Source organism: Brevibacillus massiliensis (assembly GCF_000311785.1).
GTDB lineage: Bacteria > Bacillota > Bacilli > Brevibacillales > Brevibacillaceae > Brevibacillus_C > Brevibacillus_C massiliensis.
In genome coordinates, this window is sequence record NZ_HE978549.1 from 54,853 (window position 1) to 79,595 (window position 24,743).

Annotated in this window: 19 protein-coding genes, 1 tRNA gene and 3 pseudogenes; 6 read left to right on the forward strand and 17 right to left on the reverse strand. The window is 53.7% G+C overall.

Features of this window, described 5'->3' with window-relative positions; translation table 11 throughout:
• Positions 1–21: 21 nt before the first annotated feature.
• From HGBM_RS22620 to HGBM_RS22650, 7 genes and pseudogenes are all read right to left on the reverse strand, one after another.
• On the reverse strand, positions 22–333 hold the full coding sequence (locus HGBM_RS22620) for a PTS sugar transporter subunit IIB (RefSeq protein WP_019123371.1): 312 nt from the start codon (positions 331–333) through the stop codon (positions 22–24).
• 32 nt (positions 334–365) lie between these two features.
• Positions 366–1,388 (reverse strand): zinc-binding dehydrogenase, encoded by a 1,023-nt coding sequence (locus HGBM_RS22625; protein WP_019123372.1) that lies wholly within the window; start codon positions 1,386–1,388, stop codon positions 366–368.
• Positions 1,389–1,575: 187 nt separating this feature from the next.
• Positions 1,576–3,119: pseudogene (locus HGBM_RS29885) on the reverse strand (DEAD/DEAH box helicase); the annotation flags it as partial.
• 376 nt (positions 3,120–3,495) lie between these two features.
• Positions 3,496–3,837, reverse strand: coding sequence for a hypothetical protein (locus tag HGBM_RS22635; RefSeq protein ID WP_019123373.1), 342 nt, complete (start codon positions 3,835–3,837; stop codon positions 3,496–3,498).
• Positions 3,834–4,748 (reverse strand): fumarylacetoacetate hydrolase family protein, encoded by a 915-nt coding sequence (locus tag HGBM_RS22640; RefSeq protein WP_019123374.1) that lies wholly within the window; start codon positions 4,746–4,748, stop codon positions 3,834–3,836. Before HGBM_RS22640 ends, HGBM_RS22635 begins: the two co-directional genes overlap by 4 nt.
• A gap of 18 nt (positions 4,749–4,766) precedes the next feature.
• Positions 4,767–5,540: an SDR family NAD(P)-dependent oxidoreductase gene (locus HGBM_RS22645; RefSeq protein WP_019123375.1), complete on the reverse strand. Its 774-nt coding sequence runs from the start codon at positions 5,538–5,540 to the stop codon at positions 4,767–4,769.
• Between the two features lie 27 nt (positions 5,541–5,567).
• Complete coding sequence (locus tag HGBM_RS22650; RefSeq protein WP_019123376.1) at positions 5,568–6,335, reverse strand: IclR family transcriptional regulator; 768 nt, start codon at positions 6,333–6,335, stop codon at positions 5,568–5,570.
• Positions 6,336–6,618: 283 nt separating this feature from the next.
• Between HGBM_RS22650 and HGBM_RS22655 the strand changes: the two genes are divergently transcribed.
• Genes HGBM_RS22655 through gucD form a run of 3 tightly spaced genes read left to right on the forward strand, consistent with a single transcriptional unit; the run spans position 6,619 to position 9,606 of the window.
• Positions 6,619–6,921, forward strand: a complete 303-nt coding sequence (locus tag HGBM_RS22655; RefSeq protein ID WP_019123377.1) for a UxaA family hydrolase — start codon at positions 6,619–6,621, stop codon at positions 6,919–6,921.
• A 21-nt stretch (positions 6,922–6,942) separates the two neighbouring features.
• Positions 6,943–8,091 (forward strand): UxaA family hydrolase, encoded by a 1,149-nt coding sequence (locus tag HGBM_RS22660; RefSeq protein ID WP_019123378.1) that lies wholly within the window; start codon positions 6,943–6,945, stop codon positions 8,089–8,091.
• 48 nt (positions 8,092–8,139) lie between these two features.
• Complete coding sequence (gene gucD, locus HGBM_RS22665) at positions 8,140–9,606, forward strand: alpha-ketoglutaric semialdehyde dehydrogenase GucD (RefSeq protein ID WP_019123379.1); 1,467 nt, start codon at positions 8,140–8,142, stop codon at positions 9,604–9,606.
• Between the two features lie 251 nt (positions 9,607–9,857).
• Here the strand turns inward: gucD and eutH are convergent.
• Together eutH and HGBM_RS22675 are read right to left on the reverse strand one after the other, a co-directional pair.
• Positions 9,858–10,502, reverse strand: a pseudogene (gene eutH, locus HGBM_RS28310) (ethanolamine utilization protein EutH); the annotation flags it as partial.
• A complete protein-coding gene (locus HGBM_RS22675; RefSeq protein ID WP_019123381.1) occupies positions 10,481–10,711 on the reverse strand; it encodes a hypothetical protein in 231 nt (76 codons plus the stop codon). The gene HGBM_RS22675 and the pseudogene eutH, both read right to left, overlap by 22 nt.
• A 325-nt stretch (positions 10,712–11,036) precedes the next feature.
• Between HGBM_RS22675 and HGBM_RS22680 the strand changes: the two genes are divergently transcribed.
• Positions 11,037–11,112 (forward strand) — tRNA-Lys (locus HGBM_RS22680).
• A gap of 253 nt (positions 11,113–11,365) precedes the next feature.
• On the opposite strand, the gene HGBM_RS22685 is transcribed toward HGBM_RS22680, so the two are convergent.
• From HGBM_RS22685 to HGBM_RS22695, 3 genes are read right to left on the reverse strand one after another with little or no spacing between them, the layout of a single operon-like run.
• Complete coding sequence (locus HGBM_RS22685) at positions 11,366–12,718, reverse strand: APC family permease (protein WP_019123382.1); 1,353 nt, start codon at positions 12,716–12,718, stop codon at positions 11,366–11,368.
• 11 nt (positions 12,719–12,729) lie between these two features.
• Positions 12,730–13,644, reverse strand: a complete 915-nt coding sequence (locus tag HGBM_RS22690) for an acetamidase/formamidase family protein (protein WP_019123383.1) — start codon at positions 13,642–13,644, stop codon at positions 12,730–12,732.
• Positions 13,645–13,667: 23 nt separating this feature from the next.
• Positions 13,668–15,011 (reverse strand): glutamine synthetase family protein, encoded by a 1,344-nt coding sequence (locus HGBM_RS22695; protein WP_019123384.1) that lies wholly within the window; start codon positions 15,009–15,011, stop codon positions 13,668–13,670.
• 308 nt (positions 15,012–15,319) lie between these two features.
• Here HGBM_RS22695 and HGBM_RS22700 point away from each other — a divergent pair, with 308 nt between their 5' ends.
• Positions 15,320–16,297, forward strand: coding sequence for a sigma-54 interaction domain-containing protein (locus HGBM_RS22700; RefSeq protein WP_019123385.1), 978 nt, complete (start codon positions 15,320–15,322; stop codon positions 16,295–16,297).
• A 143-nt stretch (positions 16,298–16,440) separates the two neighbouring features.
• Here the strand turns inward: HGBM_RS22700 and HGBM_RS22705 are convergent, their stop codons facing one another.
• Positions 16,441–17,322, reverse strand: coding sequence for a LysR family transcriptional regulator (locus tag HGBM_RS22705; protein WP_019123386.1), 882 nt, complete (start codon positions 17,320–17,322; stop codon positions 16,441–16,443).
• Positions 17,323–17,450: 128 nt separating this feature from the next.
• Between HGBM_RS22705 and HGBM_RS22710 the strand changes: the two genes are divergently transcribed.
• Positions 17,451–19,634: a malate synthase G gene (locus HGBM_RS22710; protein ID WP_019123387.1), complete on the forward strand. Its 2,184-nt coding sequence runs from the start codon at positions 17,451–17,453 to the stop codon at positions 19,632–19,634.
• Positions 19,635–20,106: 472 nt separating this feature from the next.
• On the opposite strand, the gene HGBM_RS22720 is transcribed toward HGBM_RS22710, so the two are convergent.
• The 4 genes and pseudogenes from HGBM_RS22720 to HGBM_RS32640 all read right to left on the reverse strand — a co-directional run bounded on the left by HGBM_RS22720 (position 20,107) and on the right by HGBM_RS32640 (position 24,598).
• Positions 20,107–20,484 carry a hypothetical protein gene (locus HGBM_RS22720; protein WP_019123389.1) on the reverse strand — a complete coding sequence of 126 codons (378 nt, stop codon included), beginning with the start codon at positions 20,482–20,484 and terminating at the stop codon, positions 20,107–20,109.
• A gap of 279 nt (positions 20,485–20,763) precedes the next feature.
• Positions 20,764–22,044: an imidazolonepropionase gene (gene hutI / locus HGBM_RS22730; protein ID WP_019123391.1), complete on the reverse strand. Its 1,281-nt coding sequence runs from the start codon at positions 22,042–22,044 to the stop codon at positions 20,764–20,766.
• A 67-nt stretch (positions 22,045–22,111) separates the two neighbouring features.
• Complete coding sequence (gene hutU / locus HGBM_RS22735; protein ID WP_019123392.1) at positions 22,112–23,776, reverse strand: urocanate hydratase; 1,665 nt, start codon at positions 23,774–23,776, stop codon at positions 22,112–22,114.
• Between the two features lie 25 nt (positions 23,777–23,801).
• Positions 23,802–24,598 (reverse strand): annotated as a pseudogene (locus HGBM_RS32640) (agmatinase family protein).
• Positions 24,599–24,743 lie beyond the last annotated feature (145 nt).

Here is a 24,743-nt window from a genome sequence, read left to right on the forward strand (position 1 = left end):
GACTCCTCTCAGGGCTGTGAATTAGTTGGCTTCGCGCTCCTGAATTTGCGCGATCACGCTGCGTACTTCTTCGAGAAACTCCTCTTCCTCCAGTCCCGTCAGAAAACCGACGCCGTTGATGACCGGGATGGGGATGTTGTCGGGAACGGGAGTGGTGTTGACGACGAAATCGTAGCTCCCTTGTTCCACATGGCTGACGACTTGGGTCGGCTTTACTTCCGTGGTGGCGATTTTGATCCCTTCCGCCGCCAGCGCCTCTTTTAACTTTTGCGCGACCATGGTCGAACTGACGGTACCGGAACCGCAGACCGTCAAAATTTGAATGGTTCTCATGCTGGATCATCCTTTTCTATTTTTTTGGAAAACTATGGATACACGATGGCATTTTTGATCGCCAGGCCCTGCGCGTGAGTGCGGATCGCCTGCTCGATCTCCTGCAGCCGATACTCTTCATTGACGAAATCTACTGCGGAGATGACGCCCCGGCAGATCAGGTCAAAGGCCGCCTTCACGTGGCGCGGTGTCGTATGGAACACGCCCTTGATCGTAATTTGCGAATAGTGCAGGAGCTTCGTGTCAAAAGTGACGGTCGTCCCCGGCTTGGGCCCGCCAAACAGGGTGGCGATCCCCCCTTTCCTGACCATTGCGACGGTCTTTTCCCACAACTCGGGAAACCCGGCCGCTTCAATGGCGACATCCGCTCCCCGCTCCTCTTCCGTGTACGCTTTCACGGCTTGGACCTGATCGGAAACGTCGCGAATGTCGATCGTCACCGCTGCCCCCAGTTTTCGCGCCAGCTCCAGCCGCATCGGATGCAAATCCGTTGCGATGACACGGGCTCCCCGCAGCACCGCCAGACGAATCAGCATCAAACCGATCGGCCCTGCACCGTTGACCACGACCGTGTCGCCAAGTTTGATCTCCGACTGCTCGATGCCGTAGAGAGCGCAGGCAAAAGGCTCTGTCAAAGCGGCATCTTTACAGGACACCTCCGGAGGGATGAGGAAGGTATTTTGGCTGACGATCACTGCCGGAATTTTTTGAATCTCGGCAAACGCCCCCAGGTTAAAGGTAAGCCGATCGCACAGCGAGTGCTGCCCTTGCTTGCAAAAATAGCATGTGCCGCACGGGGCGGAATTGTGGGCGACGACACGGTCCCCGACAGCAAAGGGGGCGCCTTCGCCAGCCGCGATCACTACGCCGGCCGATTCATGTCCAAACGGCGCAGGCGGCGTCCAATAGGGGTGACCGCGAAAAAAAGTCTTGACATCCGTTCCGCAAGTCAGGGTTACCCGATTTTGCACAACGATTTCACCCGCGCCGGGAACCGGAGACGGTCGTTCCTCGATCCTCACATCCTCCGGCCCGTAATACATGGCAATCTTCATGGCATACGCTCCTTCCCCCTCGTCCACGATGCCCCGCAGCCAAAATGCAGGCCGGCAGCTGGGCTTGGTTCGAATGTGATCATAGTTTAATATGATTAATCCGATGAGTCAACTATGAATTATATGTATATGTCAACTGAAAAAACGCTAAGCGGCGGACAGGGGCGCTTAGCGTAGCAGGGTACTATCATTCACTTTCTATATTTTTCCTCTCAAAATACACATGCAATCGATAAAGGCAGATATCTTTTGTCCATCTGTACAATACAGAGCTGTTCGCAACATCTATCTCTAAATTGAGCGAAAAAACATGATTCTTGAAAGAGACAATTCCCTTCGAACTTCCGCTCCACTTTGACATCGGCATTTCCGCGATGAGTCTGCTCATCTTCGCTTCATTGTACTCCCAGAGCGCTTGGGAGGATTTATCCGAGAAATCGATCTTCTTTCGATATTCTTTCTCCACCATATAGCGATGAAAAAAGGGAGCTGCTTCCTGCGAAGTTATGGGTTTGTGCCAGTCTTCTTCTCCGCGTTTAAGCATGGATAAGAGCAAAACCATCTTACAGCTTTTGGTCATTCCCGTACCTTCAACTTCATTTATCCAAGCTTCATACTTGTTAAAAGCTTCCTTCTCCTCGTCGTTTAACTGATCAGCCCAATGGAGAAAGCGAACGTAAGATGCAAACTCCTGCCTGTATTCTCTGCTGTTTTCCCTCCCGTGGAGGTGAAGATCCAGGTAGGTAGGCACTCTGCCAAGATCACGCTTTACTTCCAGGTAGGCGGACAAAAGCCTTTCTTTTCGCGGGTGCTTTTTGGCAGCCAGCTCTTGAAGCAGGTTGACGACCCCGACGTCAAGGTGAATCTGAAAATTCTCCGGGACGATTGGGGCAGCAAAACCGTGAGCCTTGACGGGCCGCTCTGTCGTATCAAACAGGCTCATTTTTAGATCAGCGTTGCGATAATTTCCGACTAAATCGATAATTGTACAATGTCGCTTCTCAGGATGCAGGCGCAATCCCCGCCCGAGCTGCTGTGTAAAAATGGTAAGCGACTCCGTCGGCCTTACAAAAAGGAGGGTTTCAACGGAGGGAATATCTGTCCCTTCATTAAACAGATCAACTGTAAAGATCAACTCCAATGTGCCTTTTGCTGGGACAGTAACAGTTCTTCTTCATCATAACGGGTTCCCACCCATTTTACCTGCGAATAATCCGTATCATCGTAGATCCCATAATAATGGAAAGGAGCAAGCCATCCGCGCTGTACGGCCTCGATAAAGTCAATCTGATAGACAACGTTCCCCTCGCAAATAGCGTAAATATCTTTTCCGTCGGTACGAGTCGGCGTCGCGGTGATGCCCAAAAGAAAAGCTGGCTGAAAATTATTCAGCACCCGCCTGTACGTCGAAGCTGCGGCATGATTGAACTCATCGATGATCACCAGATCAAATGCATCCGGTTCAAAACTCTCCAGATGCTTCTTCATGCTCAATGTTAAAATGGACGCAAAAACAGTGTCTGCATCCCCTTCTTTGTGTTGGCCGTCATATATCCCTACGGTACGTTCAGGCATCACTTCTGCAAAGGATTTGCTTGCTTGCCGCAACAGCTCTTCCCGATGGGCAGCAAACAGAACTCTTCGGTAGTTTTTGGCAAAAAACGCAGCGAGATAGGTCTTTCCCAGTCCGGTAGCCATGACTACCATGGCCTTATTACACCCTGTCTCATAAAAATTCCTGCAAAAATGCCAAAACCCAGTACTGCTCCATCGGTTGCGTATCTATTTATCACATGAAACAATATTAAAACAAGAAATACGGAAATATTTTTCCCCGTTCCAAAGTAAAAACTCTCCCGCATCTGACCATTGACCTATACCACATGCCATTGCTCAATCTGTTGCTTCAGCACAAACCGGACGATCGCAAACGCCATCTGTTCCTCTCATTTCTTTTTACTGTACCATTTGAACGGACAGAACTTGTCAGAGAACAAGTGTTCTGTCAAAAAAACAACCATGCCCCCGACGGATTTCTCCGCCAGAGGGCACGGTGGCCCTTCCAGCTTTGTCTCGGTAGACTGTCTCAGCTGGTCGCAGCGTCTGCTTACATCAACAGATTGGGCAGCCAAAGTGATACAGCCGGAACATACGTTATGATCACAAGCAGCAGAAGGAGTACGACGTACAAGGGGAGCATTCCCTTTAAGAACTCTTCCAGCTTCAGCTTGCCGCCGCTCTTTTCCTCGGCGATCCTTTTCCACTCATTGGCCGCCAGATCGATCGGCTCACCCGGTTGGTTTTCGTAAGAGATTTTCACCACACAGGTCGAGTCTTTCTCCTGATTTGTCCCGCCGGAGGCAGCCGGCTGACCGGCGCCTCCCCGCATGCCCCAAGCAGCAGGGCGGCACTGGCGCAGTGCCATGAAAACGCTCTTCTTTTTCATCATCCTGCGTTCCCCCTTTTTTCCCTCATCACGTTGGCCAGCCGTCCCAGCCCCTCGATCTCAATCTCGACCACATCGCCGTCCTTCAGCCACACCTGCTTGTCCTTGGGGTACCCGAGGATCACGCCCTCTGGAGTGCCGGTGAGAATCACGTCGCCTGGCATCAATGTCATGTACTGGGAAATGTAGTGGACGATTTCATCGCAGGGGAAGATCATGTCGGCCGTGTTGGAATGCTGCCGAACCTGGCCGTTGACGATCGACTTGATCTCCAATTCGTTGGGATTGCCCACTTCGTCGGCAGTCACCAGCCAGGGACCGAGCGGACTGAATCCGTCGCAGCATTTTCCCAGCAGCCACTGGCTGGTCCGCGTCTGCAGGTCCCGCGCCGAGATGTCGTTCACATTGCAATAGCCTGCGACGTGGGAGAGAGCCTGTTCCCGGCTGACGCGCTTCGCTGGTTTCCCGATGACGATTCCCAGCTCCGCCTCGTAGTCTACCTGTGCGGACTCGGGAGGCAGTTCAATTTCCTCGCCATGGGCAGCCAGCGAGTTGGCAAACTTGTTGAACAGCACGGGGTACTCCGGCACCGGCATGTTCGATTCTTCTGCGTGTTTCTTGTAGTTCAACCCGACGCAGATGATTTTTCCGGGCTCCGGTACGCACGGTCCGAGCTTCAAAGCCGATTCATCCAGGAACAGCTCCGCTTCCCCTTCCTGCTCCATGCGCCGGACATGGGCGGACAAGGCCGCAAACGCCTCGTCTCCCCCCCGCAAAAACTGTCCGACCGATTGGGGCAGGTCCGCTGTTTCCAGTCCGTGCCGCTTGGCGGAGGCGGTCACATCCAGGACGCCCCGTTCCGTTTTCACTCCCAGTCTCCATTCTTCTTGCAGATAAAAGTTGAGCAGTTTCATCATCGATTCCTCCCTTTTTTATGCCATTTTGCCAAATACGACGCCCCCGTCGATGTACAGCGGCGCCCCCATCATGAAGCGCGACTCGTCTGACGCGAGAAACAGGGCAGCCTTCGCTACGTCTTCAGGCCGGCCCAGTTCGCCGCTGAGCTGCCGTTTTTTGATCGTGGACAGCGCTTCCTCGGGGTCGTCGTATGACGATTTCAGATAGTTCTCCACAAACGGCGTCAATATCGTTCCCGGCAGCAGCGCATTTACCCGAATGTTGTACGGCGCGTAATCCACCTGCATGGATTTGGTCAAGGCCAGTACCGCCCCTTTGGTGGCCGAGTAGACGGCCCGCCGCATCAACCCGATCTCCGCGATGCAGGAGGACATGTTGATAATGCAGCCTGACTTTCGCTCCATCATGTGGGGCAAGATGTGCTTGCTCGGCAAAAAGACCCCCTTCAAGTTGACGGCAACGACCCTGTCCCACAGCTCTTCGCTGGTTTCATGAATGGCTCCGACGCCGGAGATCCCCGCGTTATTGAACAGGACATCGATGTGCCCTAAGGTCTGAAGCGCTTTTTGCACCATTTCCGCCACTTCTGTTTCGGAAGTGACGTCCGCCGGCAAAAAAACAGCCTTGCCGCCGGTCCGGCAGATCTCCTCCACCGTTTCCATACCGCTCTCGCGGCAGACGTCGTTTACCGCCACCGTCGCCCCCTCACTGGCAAACAGCAGTGCGGTGCTCTTCCCGATACCGGAACCGGCACCGGTGATCAAGGCCACTTTTCCCTCTAGTCTCATGAAAACCGCCTCTTTCCTTTTTGATGATCATGGGGAAAAAACGTGACCGGCCCGCCTTGAGAGCCGTTTGCCCAAATCGACGATTTCTGCTTTGGCCAGGTCCGCCTTTTCCTTCCACGCATTTTCCAACATGGTAAAACTGACGGAAGCGATCATTTGGCCTTCATGGTTGTACACCGGAGCCGCAATGCAAAAAAATCCGGTGACAGCCTCCTGCTGTTCGCTTCCATAGCCTGCTGCTTTCATCGCCTGCAGCTGCTCCCACAACTGGTCCACGTCGCCAACCGTCCAGGGGGTCTTCGGCTCCAGATGATACTCGGGATAGAGCGCTTTCAATTCGGAATAATCGAGGGCGGAAAGCTGCACTTTTCCCATGGCCGTCGCGTAAGCCGGAAACCTCATGCCCGCATCTGTCGCTACCCGGAGCGGTCCGAGGCTCTCTTCCTTGGCCAAATAGATGATATCCCGCCCATTTCGCACGGAAAGCTGTACGGTCTCCTGCACCTGCCGCACCGAAGCCGGAGCCTCGGCATAAAACGCTTGCAAAATGTGGAACTGGCGAAAGTAGGCCGCGGAAAGCGCTCCAATGGTCGGGCCAAGCGAATAGGTACCGCCTTTTTCCTTCACCACAAAGCCAAGCGTCTCCAGCGTATGCAAGAGGGAGAACATGGAGCTTTTGTTGATGGAGAGAGCGTGGGCCAAGTCGATCAGCTTCAACTGGGACGGCTCCGACGCAAGCAGCTGAAGGATGTCATTCGCCCGCTCCAACGCAGGTACCCAGTATTTCTTTTCCATGATGAACAGCGCCTTTCGTATCAAGACTGTTGGTTTAGTATAATAAACCTGGTTTATTATTTTGAATACCCACATCTTACCACAGCATTTTTCCATCAGGCAACGGGTTATTTCAAAAAAATAATTGTATTCAAAAAACTATTGCAAATCCCGCTTTTCCTGCTCTATCATAAGGGTGGCTTGTATTTATCCGATATTGTTTAACATTGTTCTGCATTATAAAACGAAATTCTCTGTACCGGAAAACCCTAAAGATCGCGAGCAAAAGGAGGGGCCTCATCTTATGACCTATCGGGCCATCATGATGCAGCCAAACGACAACGTGGCAACCGCTCTTGAGTCGATCCCGAAAGGAAGCGTCGTAACCGTCGCATGCCAGGATGTTCGGCACAGCGTTACGCTTTTGGAAGCCATCGAATTCGGACACAAGTTTGCCGTCCGGCCCATTCGCGGCGGCGAGGACATCGTGAAGTACGGAGAGGTCATCGGAGTAGCCGTACGCGATATCACCCCTGGCCAGCACATGCATGTGCACAACCTGGAGGGGAAACGCGGGAGAGGAGACAAGATCAGCCATGAATCATGAATCGAAGCAAACGCCTGCATTTTGGGGCATCGCCGTCCTGATGGGCGGGTCGGCGTTCGCAACCACGTCCTGATTTTGCCTACGATCACGTGTGCGACCCAGGCGGCCCGGCAGATTACCGAATTGGTCAGCGGCACGGTTTCATTTATTCACCAGCACGGCTGTGCACAGGTGGGGGTCGATTTTGAGCAGACCTTCCGCACCTACGTCGGGATGGGAGCCAATCCCAATGTGTATGGCGTCGTCGTCCTGGGCCTTGGCTGCGAAACTCATCAGGCCCGCAGCGTAGCCGGGGAAATCACCAAAACAGGCAAGCCGGTGGAGGTGGTCTCCATTCAGGATCACGGCGGCACGCTTATGGCCATCGCACAAGGAGCGAAAATCGCCGCGCAAATGGTGCAGGACGCTTCCCTCTTGCGGCGGGAGCCCTGCGATCTTGGCGAATTGATCGTCGGCACGGAATGCGGCGGTTCGGACGCCTGTTCCGGCCTGTCCGCCAATCCGGCTGTCGGCGTCGTCAGCGACATGATCGTGGACGGCGGCGGAACGTCCATTCTGGCGGAAACGACAGAGTTGATCGGGGCGGAGCATTTGCTCGCGAATCGGGCCGTCAACGACCATGTGGCAAAGCGCGTCTATGAAGTGATTCACGCCATGGAACAGCGCTCGATTCAGATGGGCGTGGATATCCGCACGGGCAACCCCAGTCCCGGCAACATCCGCGGCGGCCTCAGCTCACTGGAAGAAAAATCGCTCGGCGCAGCCAACAAGGCAGGAACCCGCCCGCTGCTGGAACTCATCAACTACGCAGAGAGGCCTACCCAAAAAGGGCTGGTCTGGATGGATACACCGGGCCACGACATCGAACAGCTCACCGGAATGGTTGCCGGCGGGGCCCAGGTGGTCCTGTTCACCACCGGCCGCGCAACGCCGACCGGCTCGCCGATCGCCCCCGTCATCAAGATCGCCACCAACACGGCCATCTTTGGAAAAATGGGGGACAACATCGATCTGAATGCAGGCACGATCATCGAAGGCAAGGAAACGCTCCAGTCAGTGGGCCAGCGCCTGTTCGACGAGATGCTGCAAGTGTGTTCCGGCAAGCTGACCAAGGCAGAAATCCTGAAACAGCACGACTTCGGGATTTGGCGGATCGGCCCCACTTTCTAAGCCGGCTGTACCAATCCGATAAGAAAATTTAGCGAGGAGGATGGAATGATGAGGACAGATGCAGCAGCAAAAACCTATCTCAACTACATTGGCGGGGAATGGTGTGCCTCCCCGTCCAATCAGGTGGAAGCGAGCATCAATCCGGCCAACCGGCACGAAGTGGTCGGATACGTGCAAAAATCGACCGCAGACGACCTGAACCAGGCCGTAGAAGCTGCCCGGTTGGCCCAGTCCACCTGGCGAAAGCTGTCTGGCCCGGCCCGGGGCGAATACCTCTACAAACTGGCGAACGCCCTCGAGAGGCGCCTGGACGAGATTGCCGAGACGATGACCCGCGAAATGGGCAAGACGCTCCCTGAGGCAAAAGGTGAGACTGCCCGGGGTGTGGCCATCCTTCGCTACTATGCCGGCGAAGGAATGCGCAGGGTCGGAGAGGTGATCCCCTCTTCCGACAGCGAGGCGCTGATGTTTACCAGCCGGGTGCCGCTCGGCGTGGTCGGCGTGATCACGCCCTGGAATTTTCCCGTCGCCATCCCGATCTGGAAGATCGCTCCGGCGATCGTCTACGGAAATACCGTCGTGTTCAAGCCAGCCCAGGAGACAGCCGTCACGGCGGCCAAATTGATGGAATGCGCAGCTGAAGCCGGGCTGCCGGCAGGAGTCATCAACATGGTCACAGGTCCGGGCTCCGCCATCGGAACAGGCATCGTGAACCACCCCGGCATCGCCGCGATCACCTTTACCGGTTCCGATGAGGTGGGCAAGCAGGTGGGACAGGGAGCATTTGCCCGCGGCGCCAAATACCAGCTGGAAATGGGCGGCAAGAATCCGGTGATCGTCGCTGCCGATGCCGACCTTGATTTGGCTGTGGAAGCAACCGTCAGCGGCGGGCTGCGTTCCACCGGCCAAAAATGCACCGCCACCAGCCGGGTGATCGTGCAGCGGGCGGTATACGATGCCTTCAAGGAAAAACTGCTTTCCCGGGTGCGTTCCTTGCAAATCGGAGACGGGCTCTCCCCCGACACCTGGATGGGACCGTGTGCGAGCGAACGGCAGATGCAGACCGTGCTCGGCTACATCGAGAAAGGGCTGGCCGAAGGAGCGTCACTCTTGTACGGCGGCAAACGGCTGGATTCTCCCGGCCTTGCAGATGGATTTTATGTGGAGCCGGCGATCTTTGAGCAGGTAACCCCCAACATGACGATTGCCCAGGAGGAGATTTTCGGGCCGGTGCTGGCCTTGATTCCGGCGGACACCATCGAAGAGGCGCTTGCGATCGCCAACGATTCCCGCTTCGGCCTTAGCGCCTCCATCTTCACGCGCGACATCGGCCATATGCTTTCCTTCATCCGGGAAATGGACGCCGGACTCATCCGCATCAACGCCGAAAGCGCCGGGGTTGAACTGCAGGCACCGTTCGGCGGCATGAAACAGTCAAGTTCCCACTCTCGTGAACAAGGACAGGCGGCGATCGAATTTTTCACTGCAATCAAGACCGTATTTGTAAAAGGTTAGAGAAAACGCGGGGAAAAGGCAATTACCCCGCGTCCTTTGCTTTGGAGAACATGGTCGTATAGAAAAAATGGGATCGGCTCCGCACATCCGTACAAGTTGCAACCCTCTTCTATATCGTTTTCCCATGCAAAAATCCCCTTCAAGTAAAGCAGTAAATGTCTTTCTTTTACTGTTTACAAAAGGGGATAAAATGTAAGCGCCCCGAGTCCTTTTTGACTTCGTGTATTTTTATCCAAATGCCGTTCGCCAAACTACTCTTTCGCAGCAGCCGCTTCCCGCCTGGCCTCTTCCAGGTATTCCTCCGCTCCGATCGTGCCACTCTGACGGTCCAGCTTTTCCAGCCCTAACGCTTTCGGGACAGACAGCCAGTAAGTCAGTACGATGGAGATGACGCCGGTTCCGAACTTTCCGATGATCAGCGGCAGGATAATATTGGGCTGGAAGTTGGCCGAAAACGACAAGTGATCACCCAGAAGGAAGGCCGCACAGACGCCAAAGGCGATATTGATGACCTTGTCCTTCGGAGGCATCGAGCGCACCAGCCGGAACATGGCCAGGATGTTGGCGATCGTGGCCAGCAGGCCCGCGCTTCCCGTAGGGCTGAGGCCCATTTTGTTGCCGATGGCCTCCAGCGGCTTGGCCGCGTACTTGCGCAGCAGGTACACCATGGGGAACGCGCCCGCCAGCATGATCCTGATGTAGCCGGCCGTCTCCAAGGCCCGGAATTGGTCAGTCGGATCAGCGATGATGGGATCGAATCCCCAGGCGCCGAAGAGTTTGGAAAACACGCCGGTGAAGTATTCCACGATCGAGCATACGAGAACAAGCTTGATGCCCGCATCCATCGTCCGGCCAAAGATCATGAAGCCCTTGATCATGATGTCAGGCAAGAATCGCTTTCATTCACCGCCTCCAGCAAAACACGTGCCATACGCTCGGCCTCGATCTTGCACAATTCAAACTCGACTTCACCGGACACATGAGAGACGAGTTGTATGATCTCCTGACAATCGTGCCGGCATATCAAAAATTGAGGCCACCTTGCTGCTTCGCGCTTTACCTTCTTTGCATGAAAACCGCTTTGAAATCCGCCGACTTGTTCCATTTTCCCCTCCATTTTTTCCTGCCGAAATGGTAAGACCTGATTCTCCCTCAAAAAATGGTATAATATAACAAAGCACATAGACTAACAGAAAACGATGCCTGCAGTCTCTCGTGATTTCACGCAATGTCGGCACCGTAACGTTTTGTCATATTTATGGTCGCCGTCATTGGAGCGACCCTCATCATCGGCGCAACCTATTTATTGTTAAAGAAGGAATCATCCTCAGAGACAAATAGGTAACGCGAATCGATGTGTTCATTCCAATAATTGCTTGTTTCATTTATCTAGAATAATGTTAAAATAAAAATGTTGATAAATTAGCAAAGGGGTATTAGCTCAGTTGGCAGAGCAGTTGACTCTTAATCATCAGGTCGCAGGTTCGAGGCCTGCATACCCCACCATACGATTGGTTTGAAAATGCGCAGGAGCAGTTTAGCCTGCGTATTTTTGCTTTCGACCGCTCCCGGAGAGCAGGCACGCCTGAGTTCCGCCCGTAAATATGCCAAGGTTGTGCTGAATCCGTGCAAAATCGAATGATCTAGCGGCAGGAGTGAATCGAAAGTTCCCGGCAAGCCTGGTTTCCCTTTTCCATGGCGGCCGGAAGAAAAAGGGCGCCGACCGCAGCCGACGCCCCCCGAAGTTGGCTGTCTTTCCTTATTCCAGCACAACCGTCCTCTTCGAAATTTTCAAAAAGATATAATAGACCAACCCGATTCCCAGCCAGATGAAGCCGAGTTCCTTCGACATCGCATCAAGGCTGTACCAGACATAGCCGATGATGATAAAGCCAATCAACGGCAGCAGCAGGTGTTTGACCACATTTCTTGATTTGTTGCGGATGAAGTAATGGTTAAACACCGAAACGTGCAGCAGCAGAAAAGCGGTCAACGCCCCGAAGTTTACCAGCGAGGTAAGCGCCGCCAGCTGATTCATGAAAAACAGGCCGACCAACAGCGAGATGACCGCAACCAGCACCGTGCTGAGGTAGGGCGTTTTAAACCGGGGGTGAACCTTGGCGAGGAAAGCCGGCAGGTTCTTGTCCCGCCCCATGCTGTACAAGATCCGCGAGATGGCGGCTTGGGCGGCAAGCGCGTTGGCCAAGCCCCAGGAGATGACGGTGGCGAGAATGCAGAGGTTTTTCAGCCAGGGGCCGCCGGCAAGCTCGGCGATCTGGTAGAAAGCGACATCGGCGTTTTCAAAACTGGTGAAATCGGGCCAGATCATCGCAGCGATCCAGGTTTGCACGATGAACAGTCCGCCAACCCCGAACAAAGCGATTATGGCCGCCTTGCCCACGGTGTGGACGCCACCTTTCGTTTCCTCCGCCAGCGTGCTGATTCCGTCAAATCCAAGGAAGCTGAGCACCGCAATGGAAACCGCCCCCATCACCAGCGGCATGCTGAAATGGTTGGCGTCGTAGAGCGGTTTGAGCGAAAATCCTCCCCCCACTCCGTTGATTAACGCCGTCAAGCCAACGATGATAAACAGCAAGAGAACAATCAGTTCAAAGGCGAGAATGATCATATTGGCTTTTGCCGTAAATTCGATGCCCCTGATATTGATCACGGTATTCACCGCGATAAAGACGATCAGCCAGACCCAGACCGGAACCGAGGGTACCAGCGCCCCCAATGCCGAGGCGGAGACGAGGTACAAAAGGGACGGCACCATGATATAGTCAAGCAGCAGCACCCAGCCGGCAAAGAAGCCAACGGTGGGATTGATTCCCCGCTGCGCGTACGAATACACCGAACCGGCGATCGGAAATGCCTCCGACATGCGGGCATAGCTGAGCGCGGTAAAAATCATCCCGACCATTCCGATCAGATAGGTGAGGGCGACCATTCCCCCGGAGCCCTGCGCCACCGAGCCGTAAATGCCGAACGGGGCGATCGGGACCATGAAAATCATGCCGTAGACGACCAGGTCGCGCAGCGTCAGCGACCGCTGCAGCTCCTGCTTGTACCCAAAAGAGGAAACGACTTCCTGTTTTGTTTGTGCTTCCATATTGTTCACCCCTACTTTACAAAATAAATATCAGCGTCAAAACCGGCTGCCTTGGCAAAAGTAAGCGGCAGCTCCATGCGTGCTGTCTTGAGCGGATCGACAATCTGGCATACGCGCAAATCGCCGGCGGCAGACAGCAGGAAGGTCGCCTGTTCTTTTGCCATCTGCAGTTCTTCGTGCAGGAACCGGACCATGTTGACAACGGCGCGGTCTGCGGCTGCGTCCAGCTCTTTTTCCGAAGCGAGCGTCATCAGGTGATCTTTGTTTACCGCCATCGGCAGCGGCCACTTCTTCCCTTTGATCACCTCAAGCGTCACCGTCACTTCTCCGGCCACTTCTACGCCGCAGACGGCCACCTCTCCATCCCCCATGGCGGCATGCAAATCGCCAAGGGCAAACAGCGCTCCCGGCACGTTGACCGGCAAAAACAGCGTCGTGCCTTCCCGGTTTTGTTTGCAATCGAGATTGCCGCCGTGGTCGCCGGGCGTACCGCAGGCGATTGCCCCGCCCGCCGGTGCCGTACCGATCACGCCAATCATCGGATTGATCGGGACTTTCAGGTTTTCGGCAAGCACCGCGCAGCCGTTTTCCACCGGCACCATCCGAATGGTGTTCTGCGTAAAGTCAAAGCCCATCACGCCCAGATTGGGGCCGGTAACCATGACGCCTTGGCTGGCGATGTTGATTTTTTCAATCTTGACGGCAAGGATATCGCCCGGTTCGGCTCCTTCCACATAGACGGGGCCGGTCGCCGGATTAATCCGGTTCCAATCCAGCTCGCCGAAGTCCATATCGGCGGATGTAATCTGGTCTTCAAAGCAATCGCAGGTTTCAAACACCACCCGGCTGCCCGTCGGCACACGCAAGGCAGGCTCGTTTTCCGGCGACATGGCATAAATGAGATGCTCTTTGCTTATCCGATTCATCTTTCATCAACCTCCTGTTTTTGCTAAAACAAATGAAAATACTCGTTTCGCTCCCACTCGCTCACGCTGCGCTGATACCTCTGCCACTCATTCTGGCGAAGCGAGGCATAGTGCCGGATGAAGCGGGAACCGAAAAATTGGGTGAACCATTCATTGGACAAGAGCGCTTCCACAGCAAGATCGAGTCTGGCCGGCAAAGGGCGATGGCCGCCAGGCTGGCGGTAGAGATCGACACCCACGGCAGCGGCTGGCGGTTCCAGCCGCCTCCGGATACCGTCCAGGCCTGCCAGCAGAATCGCCGCCATCGCCAAATACGGATTGGTGTCGGCTCCGGGCAGCCGGTTTTCCAGATGGGTTCCCGCTTCCCCTCTGGCAAACGGAATCCGGATCATCGCGCTGCGGTGCTCGTAGCCCCAGGCGGCATGCGTGGGGGCAAACGTGCCGGGAACGAGGCGCTTGTAGCTGTTCACCGTGCCGTTGCACAGCGCACAAACCGCAGCGGCGTGCTCGATTTGTCCAGCGATAAACCAGCGTGCCAAAGCGGAAAGACCGTCCTGCGACTGCTGATCGTAGAACAGGTTGCGTCCCTGCCGATCCAGCAGCGAAAGGTGGAAATGGCCGCCGCTCCCGCTCATCCGCTCGTCCGGCTTGCTCATAAAAGTGGCCTGCCAGCCCTTTTGGCTCAAGATTTCCTTGATTCCCATCCGGTAGAAATAGGCCATATCGGCGATCGCTTTGCCCTCAAAGGGAGAGTTGGTAACTTCAAACTGTCCCGAGCCGTATTCCGTGTTGGCCACTTCCGGACCGGCGCCGATGCCGCTCAGCCCCTGTTGCAAGTCCTCGAGGATGTCCGCCACTTCCGCCTGGACCACGTCGGAATAGCAGTTAAGGCCGCTCCAGGCCGGCTGCAGCGTCATCTTGTTATAGACAAAAAATTCAAATTCGAAGGCGCCGCGTACGCGGAAGCCCTCTTCCTCGTATGCCCGAAGCACCCGTTCCAACTGATAGCGCGGGGATTCCACGATCGGCTCGCCTGCGCAGTCGAACAGGTCGGCGATCACGCGGGCCGTCTGATTGGCCCAGGGCAGAACGACAAACGTGCTGAGGTCAGGCTTCATCAGCCAACTGGGATAGCCTCCGGCGTAACCGTCGCCGGCCTCCTCAACCAGCTCGGCGGACGTATCCATGGAATAAAGCGCAGAGGGAAAGGTAAGTCCCTCCCTCATCACCTTCTCCAGGAAAAAACGGGCCGGCACAAAGCGAGATCTGGGAATGTTTGAATTGTCTGTCACGGCAACGCGAACGGTTCGAATATTTTGCTCCTGGATCAATTGCTGAACATAACGCTGGAAATCCTTCTCGTCCATAAAGACACCCCTTGGGAGAAATGTACTATGCAATTATCGTGCCAATAACCAAAAACGCATGAAACAAGCCATTTTAACAGACTTTTCAAAAAGGCTGCAAACTGTTTTGTTTCGAAAATAAACCAAAAAGAATCATTTGACGAAAATGCGCGATAAATTTACCATAGTAATTGTATCATATTCGAACCGATTTTTGATCCACAATCGAAACAGCGCTGGTTAAAAAGCGTCTGCAACCACTAGGATTTTCCATTTTGATGAGGTTATTTTGCAGTTCTGCCAATCTTTTTCAAGAAAGAAGGAGCTTTATGTTTCTCTCCACACACGCCCATCATCCGCCTGCTCACCTGACATCGAAAAACGCTCGCTTTTCCCACACGCTTGCGATGATCCGCCGCGTTGCGGTTCACCCATGCACCGTTTTGATCGAGGGCGAAACAGGCGTCGGCAAGGAAGTGATCGCCACGCTGATCCATGAGGAGAGCCCCCGCGCCGGCATGCCGTTTATCCGGCTGAACTGCGGGGCGATTCCCGATGCGCTGGCGGAGTCCGAGCTGTTCGGCTACGAAGGCGGAGCGTTTACCGGAGCAAAAAAGGAAGGCAGCCCGGGGATGTTCGAACAGGCGGACAAGGGAACCATTCTGCTGGATGAAATCAGCGAATTGTCCCCACTGATGCAAGTGAAGCTGCTGCGGGCCCTGCAGGAGCGAGAGATCAGGCGGGTCGGCGGTTCCTGGTCGAAAACGATCGACGTGCGGGTGATCGCCTGCACCAACCGGAATCTCAGCCGGCTTGTAGAAGAAGGGAAATTCCGCGAAGATTTGTTTTACCGGCTGCAGGTGGTTCATTTTGTCATTCCGCCGCTCCGCGAACGACCGGAAGACCTTCCTGATTTTCTCGAAGGGTTTTCCGCGCAGTTTGCCGCCGCTTACGGAACCGGCATCAAAAGCTTCTCGCCGGAAGCGAGGGAGGCGCTGCTCCATTACTCCTGGCCCGGCAATATCCGTCAACTGCGCAACTGTCTGGAGGGCCTGTATGCAACGGTCGAGGGGGAGTTGATCCGCTTATCCGATCTTCCCCCCTATCTTCAGCAATCCGGCATCCGTACAGAGGGCCGGCGTTCTTCCGCAGGCTTGCGCCAGCAGCTGGACCAGTTTGAAAAGCAGGTGATCGAAGAAGCGCTCAAACAGTCAAAAAGCATCCGCCAGGCCGCCGCCATGCTGCGGCTGCCGCACGCCACCCTGCTTCGCCGGATGGAGAAGCTGGGCATCGAAAAGACCCCGTAATAAAACACGACATGGAAGCGGCATGCTCCCATGTGTGTCTGCAGTCAAGCGGAACCTATTTACCCTGTTGCAGCATCCTCGGCAGCATCGCCACTGCCTCTGCCCCGGTCGCTGTACTGTTCGGGGCGAAGCGGTTGCCTTCATCAGCTCATCTGCTTGGTTAATTCGATAAACCGGCGCACACAGTAAGGCAGATACCTGCCTTTTTTCCAGATCAGGCCCAATTCCAGGTTGATCTCAGCTCCTTGCAAAGGAAGGGCGACAACCTCTTGATTGGAAATCTCCCGGCAAATCTTCTCCGGCAAAAACGTCACCCCCAATTTTGCCTCGACTAATTCGATCAGGAAATCTTTTTGAGAGCTTTCACATACGACCTTTGGCGAGAAGCCATTTCTTCTGCACTCTTCCAAAATCCGGTCGTGCAGAGAAAAATCTTTGCGGTACAAGATCAGCGGCTCGTTTTTTACGTCGGTAATATGCACCATCTGCCTGGCGGCCAGGTCACAATCCCTGTGAACAAGCAGCATTAACGGGTCTTCGAGCAGTTTGATCGCTTCCAGGCCGTCGTTTTGAACGGGAAAGCTGCAGATCAAACCGACATCGAGCGAGCCGTCTTCTATTCCCTGCTTGATTTTCTTTGTTCCCACTTCCGTTAAGATGATATCGATGGCCGGATACAGCGCTTTGAACTGGATGATCAATTTCGAGTAAAACGCTGCTCCGACGATGGGGGGGATGCCGATTCTGATCTCCCCTTTTTTGATGTCCATGATGTCATTCAGCTCTGAGGTGAGATTGTCGAATGACTCGAGAACGTGTTTGGCGTTGGCCAGTACCGCTTTTCCTGCATCCGTTAACTCCAACTGCTTGGTTGAACGATAAAACAGCGGAACGCCCAGCTCCTCTTCGATACTCTTGATCACCTTGCTGATGGAGGGCTGGGAAATATGCAGAGCAGAGGCAGCTTTTGAGAAGCTTAAATGCTTCGCCACTTCCGAAAAATACGCCAGATGTCGAATATCCATGGGAATCCACCTTTATAACGAAAATGCATAATATTCTTTCTAAATATATATTTTTAACATAGAGATGCGTCATGTACAATGAAAAAAAGTCTGCAACCTTTCACAAGAAACGAAGGAGGAGACAACAGATGGAACATTACGTAACCGTCGGGAATCTTCGCGTGGCATCCGTCCTGTATCAGTTCATTGAAACGGAAGCCCTTCCCGGCACCGGGCTGTCCAGTGAATCATTCTGGTCTGGTTTTGACAAGTTGATTCACGATCTTGCGCCAAAAAACAAAATCCTTTTAACCAAGCGGGACCAGCTGCAGCGTTTGATCGACCAGTGGCTTCGGGAGCATAAAGGAAACTTTACCCTCGAGACGTACAAATCCTTTTTGCAGGAAATCGGGTATCTTGAGCCGGACGTAGAGGATTTTGAGATTGAAACAGAGGGAATCGACGATGCCATCGCGCTTCAGGCCGGTCCGCAGCTGGTCGTTCCTGTCAATAACGCCCGTTATGCGCTCAACGCGGCCAACGCCCGCTGGGGAAGCCTGTACGATGCCCTGTACGGAACAGATGCCATCGATGATGACGACGGCGCTGAACGCGGCACTGTGTACAATCCGATTCGCGGGGAGAGAGTCATTGCTTTTGCCAAAGACTTTCTCGATCAATCAGCCCCGCTCCAAGCAGGCTCACACAAAGACGCTGTGCAGTATTCGATCGTCAACGGACAGCTGTCTGTCGTCCTCGGCAGCGGCGAGACAACATCCCTGGCGGACGCTTCCCAACTTGCCGGTTACACGGGGGAGCCAGCAAATCCTTCGGCTGTTCTGCTTCGCAATCATCGGCTGCACTTTGAAATCCAGATCGACCGCAGCCATCCGATCGGCAAAACAGATCCGGCCGGCATAAGAGATATCCTCATGGAGGCGGCAATTACAACGATCATGGACTGCGAGGATTCGGTCGCAGCCGTCGATGCGGATGACAAGGTATTGGTATACCGCAACTGGCTGGGCTTGATGAAAGGGGATCTATCGGCAACGTTCTCCAAAGGAAAGGAACTGGTGACGCGGACACTTCATCCCGACCGGCACTACTTGTCCCCGAGCGGTGAGGAATTGATTCTGCCCGGCCGCTCCCTCCTGTTGGTTCGAAACGTCGGCCACTTGATGACCAGCCAGGCCATCCTGGATCAGGACGGACAGGAAGTTCCGGAAGGGATCATGGACGCGGTGATCACTTCCCTGATCGCCATGCACGATCTGCTGCAGAGCGGCCGCTTTGTCAACTCCGCCAAGGGCTCCATTTATATCGTTAAACCGAAAATGCACGGCTCTGAAGAAGTGGCGTTTGCAAATGAACTCTTTGACCGCGTCGAAGACCTGCTCGGCTTGAAGCGACATACGCTGAAAATCGGCGTGATGGATGAGGAGCGCCGCACCTCGTTAAACCTGAAAGCTTGCATTTACCAGGTAAGGAATCGCATCGTTTTTATCAATACCGGATTCCTCGACCGAACTGGCGACGAAATCCATTCATCCATGGAAGCAGGGCCGATGATTCGCAAAAACGAGATGAAAACCACCAGATGGCTGCAAAGTTACGAACAGTCAAACGTCAGCGTAGGACTCGCGTGCGGCTTGCAGGGCCGGGCCCAGATCGGCAAAGGCATGTGGGCGATGCCGGACTTGATGAAAGAAATGTTGAAGCAAAAAAGCGGCCACCTGAAGGCAGGCGGCAATACGGCCTGGGTGCCCTCCCCCACGGCGGCCACCTTGCATGCCCTGCATTATCACCAAATCGATGTAACCGAGGTGCAAAATAAACTGAAGGAAACGATTCGGGATTACCGGGATGACATCCTGGACATTCCGGTCGCTGCGAGTCCGCAGTGGACCCCGGAGGAAATCCAGCAGGAGCTGGACAACAACGCCCAAGGCATCCTGGGTTATGTGGTTCGCTGGGTAGAGCAGGGGATCGGCTGCTCCAAGGTGCCGGATATCCACAACGTAGGGCTGATGGAAGACCGGGCTACCCTGCGCATTTCCAGCCAGCACATGGCAAACTGGCTTCGTCACGGAGTTGTAAGCGAAGAACAGGTCCTCACGACCATGAGGAACATGGCAAAGGTGGTAGACCGGCAAAACGCCGGAGACCCCGCATACACCCCCATGGCTGATGATTTCGAGCAGTCCGCGGCCTTCCAGGCGGCTGTTGAACTGGTGCTCAAAGGTTGTGAGCAGCCGAACGGTTACACCGAACCCATCCTGCACCGCAAACGGAGGGAATACAAGGCCAAGCAAACGGCGCAAAAAGCTTGAGGAAACACTTGAAACCAGCATGTTTTCGGATTTGCCGAAGCGTGCTGGTTTTTCTGTGTTGAAGAGATGCCTATTCCGTTCCGTACTGACGAAAGACCCTTAAATGTGAGGGATGACTACTGGCAAAACGAAACAGCCTCAGTCCATTGGTGTTCAGGACCAAGGCCGATCTGCCAGCCAGTGACCAACTAATTTCTATGCAGGAAAGCGATGTTTTTTATTCCTTAAAGAGCCAGTTTGTTTGCCTGCGAAAACGTACTTTGAAGATCCACGTACGGCTTCAGCCAGTTTGCACCGATGTCATGGACTTTGCAATTCTGCTCCAGTACCTTTTGATCTTGCCGCCCCCATGAGTAAAGCGTATATTTTTCTTTCTCCAGCCATTGTAAAAAACGGCTCATCACTTTGGGAAAAACCTGTGCGTAAGATAGGTCATGTCTTTTCATTCCGGTCAGATCGGTCGTCTTGGCGTTCATTTTCCGATAGGAGGGCCAGTACGCACCCGCACTCCGCTTTTCCCCGCCATGTCAAGTGCCGTTGCGATCAACCGAACCGTCTCTTTGCAAGAGGTGATGCTTACAAATTCGTCCCAGGTATGCTCGTACTGAAATCCCGCCGACAAATTCACGCTGTTGATTCCATAAGACGCAAATGTGCACGCGTCACTAATTCCGCCGCTGACTGCCTTCCAGTCCGGCATTCCGCACAGACGGCCGGCTTCTTCAAAGAATTGGCCCACAGAGGGGTGACAGAAGGGCTGTACATCGGCATAGGAAGTGACAATATCCCGATTTCCTCTTCGGTCCACTACGATGGCTAATTCAATGTCGCCAAGCCGTTCGGCGGACAACCGAATCGCTTCTGGAATCAGGAAAAAGGCGGTCTTTGATCGTTTGCCGGGAAACAGGCCGCATCTGTTCCATCAAAAGCCGAAGCAGTCTTGCCAACTGCTCCGAAAGCTCAATCTGCACGTCCCGCTGAAAGATCAGATAGTATTTTTCCCCCAGCAAATCGAGCCGAACCTCATCAAATGCAAGTTCATTCGCCTGAAGATCAAGGGCTTCCTCCGCTTGAAGCGTTCAGAACCGGTCATATTTAAGTTGTGTCGCCAAGCGGATGATTTTTGCTCTTAGACCAGTCGGCCTTCTGAAACGACGACTCTTCCTTTTTTTATCACGGTATGCACATGGTTGATGCCAAAGTGGTAAGGCAGATAAGCCAAATTTGGAGCCTCAAAAATCACTAAATCGGCGTTTTTATGAGGTTCAAGGCTTCCGACTTGTTCACCTCTGCCGATTGCATAGGCAGCATTGATCGTCATGGCTGTTAACACCTCTTCTGGAGTCATCCCCAGATTGAGACAGCCTAATGTCATTACCATTTGTAAAGATTCAGTCGGAGAACTGCCAGGATTGTAATCGGTTGATAAAGCAACGGGCACTCCCATTTCGATCATCCTTCGGGCGCGTGCGTGTGTATTTAACCGTAGATTAAACGAAGTAGCAGGGAGACAAACCGCGATAACACCTGACTTCTTCATCGCCTCAAACCCTTCATCGGATGCTGCCAGCAAATGTTCGGCAGATATGCAGCCCAACTCGCCGGCAAGCTCTGCACCGCCCATCGGCTCGATTTCATCCGCGTGAATTTTTATTCCGAAGCCCATCTCTTTCGCAGCCGATAAGATTCGACGTGATTCTTCGACGGTAAACACACCGTGTTCGCAAAACACATCGCAAAATTCAGCAAGTCCTTCTTCTTTTACATTCGGCAGCATTTGCTCGATCACAAGCTGAACAAATTCAGAAGATCGCCCTTTGTACTCTAGTGGTACAGCATGGGCTCCCATAAAGGTGGAGACAAGGTCTACGGGGTGAGTCTCATCTAATCGTTTGGCAACCCGAAGCTGCTTTAACTCATCATCCAAGGTGAGGCCATACCCGCTTTTCGCTTCAACGGTTGTCGCTCCATAAAACAGCATCGTATCAAGGCTTTTGCGCGCTTTTTGGTACAGTTCCTCCTCCGTTGCCTGCCTTGTCGCTTTTACCGTACTGAGAATCCCGCCACCCTGTGCGAGGATCTCCAGATATGAGACACCCTTCAGTTTTAAAGCAAGCTCATTTTCACGCGAACCGCCGTGGACCAGGTGTGTATGCGGATCGATCAGACCGGGTGTGACCAATCTGTTTTCGGCATCCAATTCTTCCTTGATCAGCATACCGGCCAATTGAAGGCGAACATCATGTTCACGACCAGCTAGAAATACCTTTCCGTCCTTGATTGCGACGGCACCCTTCTCGATGCAGGAAACCTCTGACATTTCCTTTCCCTTTCTAGGTCCGGGTTTGCCCTGCATCGTTATTAAACATCCAATATTGTAAACGAGCAAATCAATCTGCTGTTGAACCATTGGCTCCTCCTTAAAACCAAGCTGCCCGAAGAATCCTTCGGGCGGTCTTGGGTAATGGCTTACATAATCAGATTCCCAGCATCGGTACACGTACCCCATGTTTTTTCGCAGTTTCCACCGCCAACTCGTAGCCGGCATCGGCATGGCGAATGACGCCCATTCCCGGATCGCTGTTCAGTACGCGGGACAATCTTTCCTCCGCCTCTTTTGTTCCATCTGCCACTACGACCATACCGGCATGGAGTGAATACCCCATTCCGACACCGCCGCCGTGATGCACAGACACCCAGCTTGCTCCCGATGCTGTGTTTACCAGCGCGTTCAGAATTGCCCAGTCACCGACCACATCGCTTCCATCTTTCATCGCCTCAGTTTCACGGTTGGGAGAAGCAACGGAACCGCAATCCAGGTGATCCCGTCCAATCACGATCGGTGCAGAGATTTCACCTTTCCGTACCATTTCATTAATGGCCAAGCCCATTTTGACGCGCTCGCCGTAGCCTAACCAGCAGATGCGGGCAGGAAGGCCTTGGAAAGCAACCTGCTCACGGGCCATCGTAATCCAGCGGCGAAGGTGCTGATTTTCCGGAAAGAGTTTCAACACGAGTTCGTCTGTTTTGTAAATATCCTCGGGATCCCCGGACAGGGCTGCCCACCGGAAAGGACCTTTCCCTTCACAGAAAAGCGGGCGGATATACGCAGGCACGAATCCAGGGAAGTTGAAAGCATCCTCCACCCCTTCATCGAAAGCTACCTGGCGAATGTTGTTGCCGTAGTCGAAAACAACCGAGCCCATTTTTTGCAAATCGAGCATTGCCTGAACATGCGCTGCCATCGATTTCTTAGAGAGACGGATATACTCTTCCGGGTTGTTTTTGCGCAAATCTGCAGCTGCTTCCAGCGAATATCCTGCAGGCACATATCCGTTCAACGGATCGTGAGCCGAGGTTTGGTCGGTCACAAAGTCAGGCACGATTCCCCGTTTCACGAATTCCGGATAGAGTTCCGCCGCATTGCCCACCAGTCCAATCGAGAGCGGTTTGCCCTGTTCCTGTGCCTCACGGGCAAGCTTCAACGCTTCGTCCAAATCATACACCATCACATCGCAATAGCGTGTATCGATACGCCGTTTGATCCGGGATGGATCGACATCGATGCCGATGACTACCCCTTCGTTCATTGTGACGGCAAGAGGTTGAGCTCCACCCATACCGCCCAGGCCCGCGGTCAAGGTAAGCGTCCCTTTCAGTGTTCCGTTGCTGTGCTGGCGGGCCGCTTCCGCGAACGTCTCATAGGTTCCCTGTAAAATGCCCTGTGTGCCGATGTAAATCCAGCTTCCGGCTGTCATCTGGCCATACATCATTAGCCCTTTTCGATCCAGATCGCGGAACGTATCCCAGTTGGCGAAGGCAGGAACCAGTACGGAATTGGAGATCAATACACGCGGGGCCATCGTGTGTGTTTTGAAAATGCCGACTGGTTTGCCAGATTGCACAAGCAGCGTTTCATCCGCTTCCAGGTTCGTAAGCGACTCCACAATCTTGTCATAGCACTCCCAGTTCCGTGCCGCTTTCCCTATGCCTCCATACACGACCAGATCTTCCGGGCGCTCTGCCACTTCCGGATCCAAATTATTCATCAGCATCCGCAACACTGCTTCTTGCTGCCATCCTTTTGCCGTCAATTTTGTACCGCGGGCTGCTCGAATCTCGCGTACAGATTTTTTTTCCATCATTGATCTCTCCCATTCATCCATTCTATTGTCGATTTCGTTTCATATAACCGGCGAGAAATGTCAATATCGTATGCAAAGTCATTCTGACCGTGGCTCTGCGAGGATCCTGCATCGGATCGACACAAACGATATCAAACCCTTTTACCTTTGGATTCTGTCCCAAAAGATATACCGCATCCAGCAGTTGCCAGGAAGTCATGCCGACAGGCACCATAGCCGGCACCCCTGGTGCATAAGCTTGGTCGAGCACATCCATATCGACTGTTACATAGATCGCATCGGTACCATTGCCTGCTATCGCCATTGCTTGTTCCACAAGAGATTCAATTCCTTCACGACCACCTGTCTTGCCGTAAATTGCGTGATTCCCTTGGAAACAGCATAGTCTCGATACGGTTTGGAATTAGCAAAACTATGAATGCCAATCTGTGCGATATGTTTCCCCTCCACCGTATCGGATTCGATCAATCCGCGAATCGGCGTACCGTTGGTTGGCCCGCCATCCTCCAGATTTCGCACATCCATATGGGAATCAATCTGCACGATCCCCACTTTTCCCTGAAACCGTTTTTTAAATGCTTTGACTGACGGGCAGGTTATGGAATGATCTCCACCCGCAATGATCGGAAACAGGTGAGGGAGCGCCCGATAGACATTGGTTAAGCCCTGCTCGATATTGGCGTGGCATTGCAGCAAATCTGTCACATGCATCTGGATATCGCCCATGTCTTTTGCTGATAATTGCTGCAGGTCCACATCGTGGTCGATGCTGTAAGTGGTTACCGCCGAAAATAATTCGCGCAGCGCATTTGGTGTCATCGAAGCTCCGGACAAGCTGATCGATGTTTTTGACAAAGGGATGCCAATAAAACCGATCTCCACGGATTCTTCCCCATCCCAGGGAGTTAACCATTGAGCTACTTTCGTCTCGTATCGATCCCGCCAATTAAATCGCCTAACCAAC

Coding starts and splice junctions, on each gene's coding strand:
- HGBM_RS22620 (WP_019123371.1), bottom strand. CDS start 333: ATGAGAACCATTCAAATTTTGACGGTCTGCGGTTCCGGTACCGTCAGT.
- HGBM_RS22625 (WP_019123372.1), bottom strand. CDS start 1,388: ATGAAGATTGCCATGTATTACGGGCCGGAGGATGTGAGGATCGAGGAA.
- HGBM_RS22635 (WP_019123373.1), bottom strand. CDS start 3,837: ATGATGAAAAAGAAGAGCGTTTTCATGGCACTGCGCCAGTGCCGCCCT.
- HGBM_RS22640 (WP_019123374.1), bottom strand. CDS start 4,748: ATGAAACTGCTCAACTTTTATCTGCAAGAAGAATGGAGACTGGGAGTG.
- HGBM_RS22645 (WP_019123375.1), bottom strand. CDS start 5,540: ATGAGACTAGAGGGAAAAGTGGCCTTGATCACCGGTGCCGGTTCCGGT.
- HGBM_RS22650 (WP_019123376.1), bottom strand. CDS start 6,335: ATGGAAAAGAAATACTGGGTACCTGCGTTGGAGCGGGCGAATGACATC.
- HGBM_RS22655 (WP_019123377.1), top strand. CDS start 6,619: ATGACCTATCGGGCCATCATGATGCAGCCAAACGACAACGTGGCAACC.
- gucD (WP_019123379.1), top strand. CDS start 8,140: ATGAGGACAGATGCAGCAGCAAAAACCTATCTCAACTACATTGGCGGG.
- HGBM_RS22675 (WP_019123381.1), bottom strand. CDS start 10,711: ATGGAACAAGTCGGCGGATTTCAAAGCGGTTTTCATGCAAAGAAGGTA.
- HGBM_RS22685 (WP_019123382.1), bottom strand. CDS start 12,718: ATGGAAGCACAAACAAAACAGGAAGTCGTTTCCTCTTTTGGGTACAAG.
- HGBM_RS22690 (WP_019123383.1), bottom strand. CDS start 13,644: ATGAATCGGATAAGCAAAGAGCATCTCATTTATGCCATGTCGCCGGAA.
- HGBM_RS22695 (WP_019123384.1), bottom strand. CDS start 15,011: ATGGACGAGAAGGATTTCCAGCGTTATGTTCAGCAATTGATCCAGGAG.
- HGBM_RS22700 (WP_019123385.1), top strand. CDS start 15,320: ATGTTTCTCTCCACACACGCCCATCATCCGCCTGCTCACCTGACATCG.
- HGBM_RS22705 (WP_019123386.1), bottom strand. CDS start 17,322: ATGGATATTCGACATCTGGCGTATTTTTCGGAAGTGGCGAAGCATTTA.
- HGBM_RS22710 (WP_019123387.1), top strand. CDS start 17,451: ATGGAACATTACGTAACCGTCGGGAATCTTCGCGTGGCATCCGTCCTG.
- hutI (WP_019123391.1), bottom strand. CDS start 22,044: ATGGTTCAACAGCAGATTGATTTGCTCGTTTACAATATTGGATGTTTA.
- hutU (WP_019123392.1), bottom strand. CDS start 23,776: ATGGAAAAAAAATCTGTACGCGAGATTCGAGCAGCCCGCGGTACAAAA.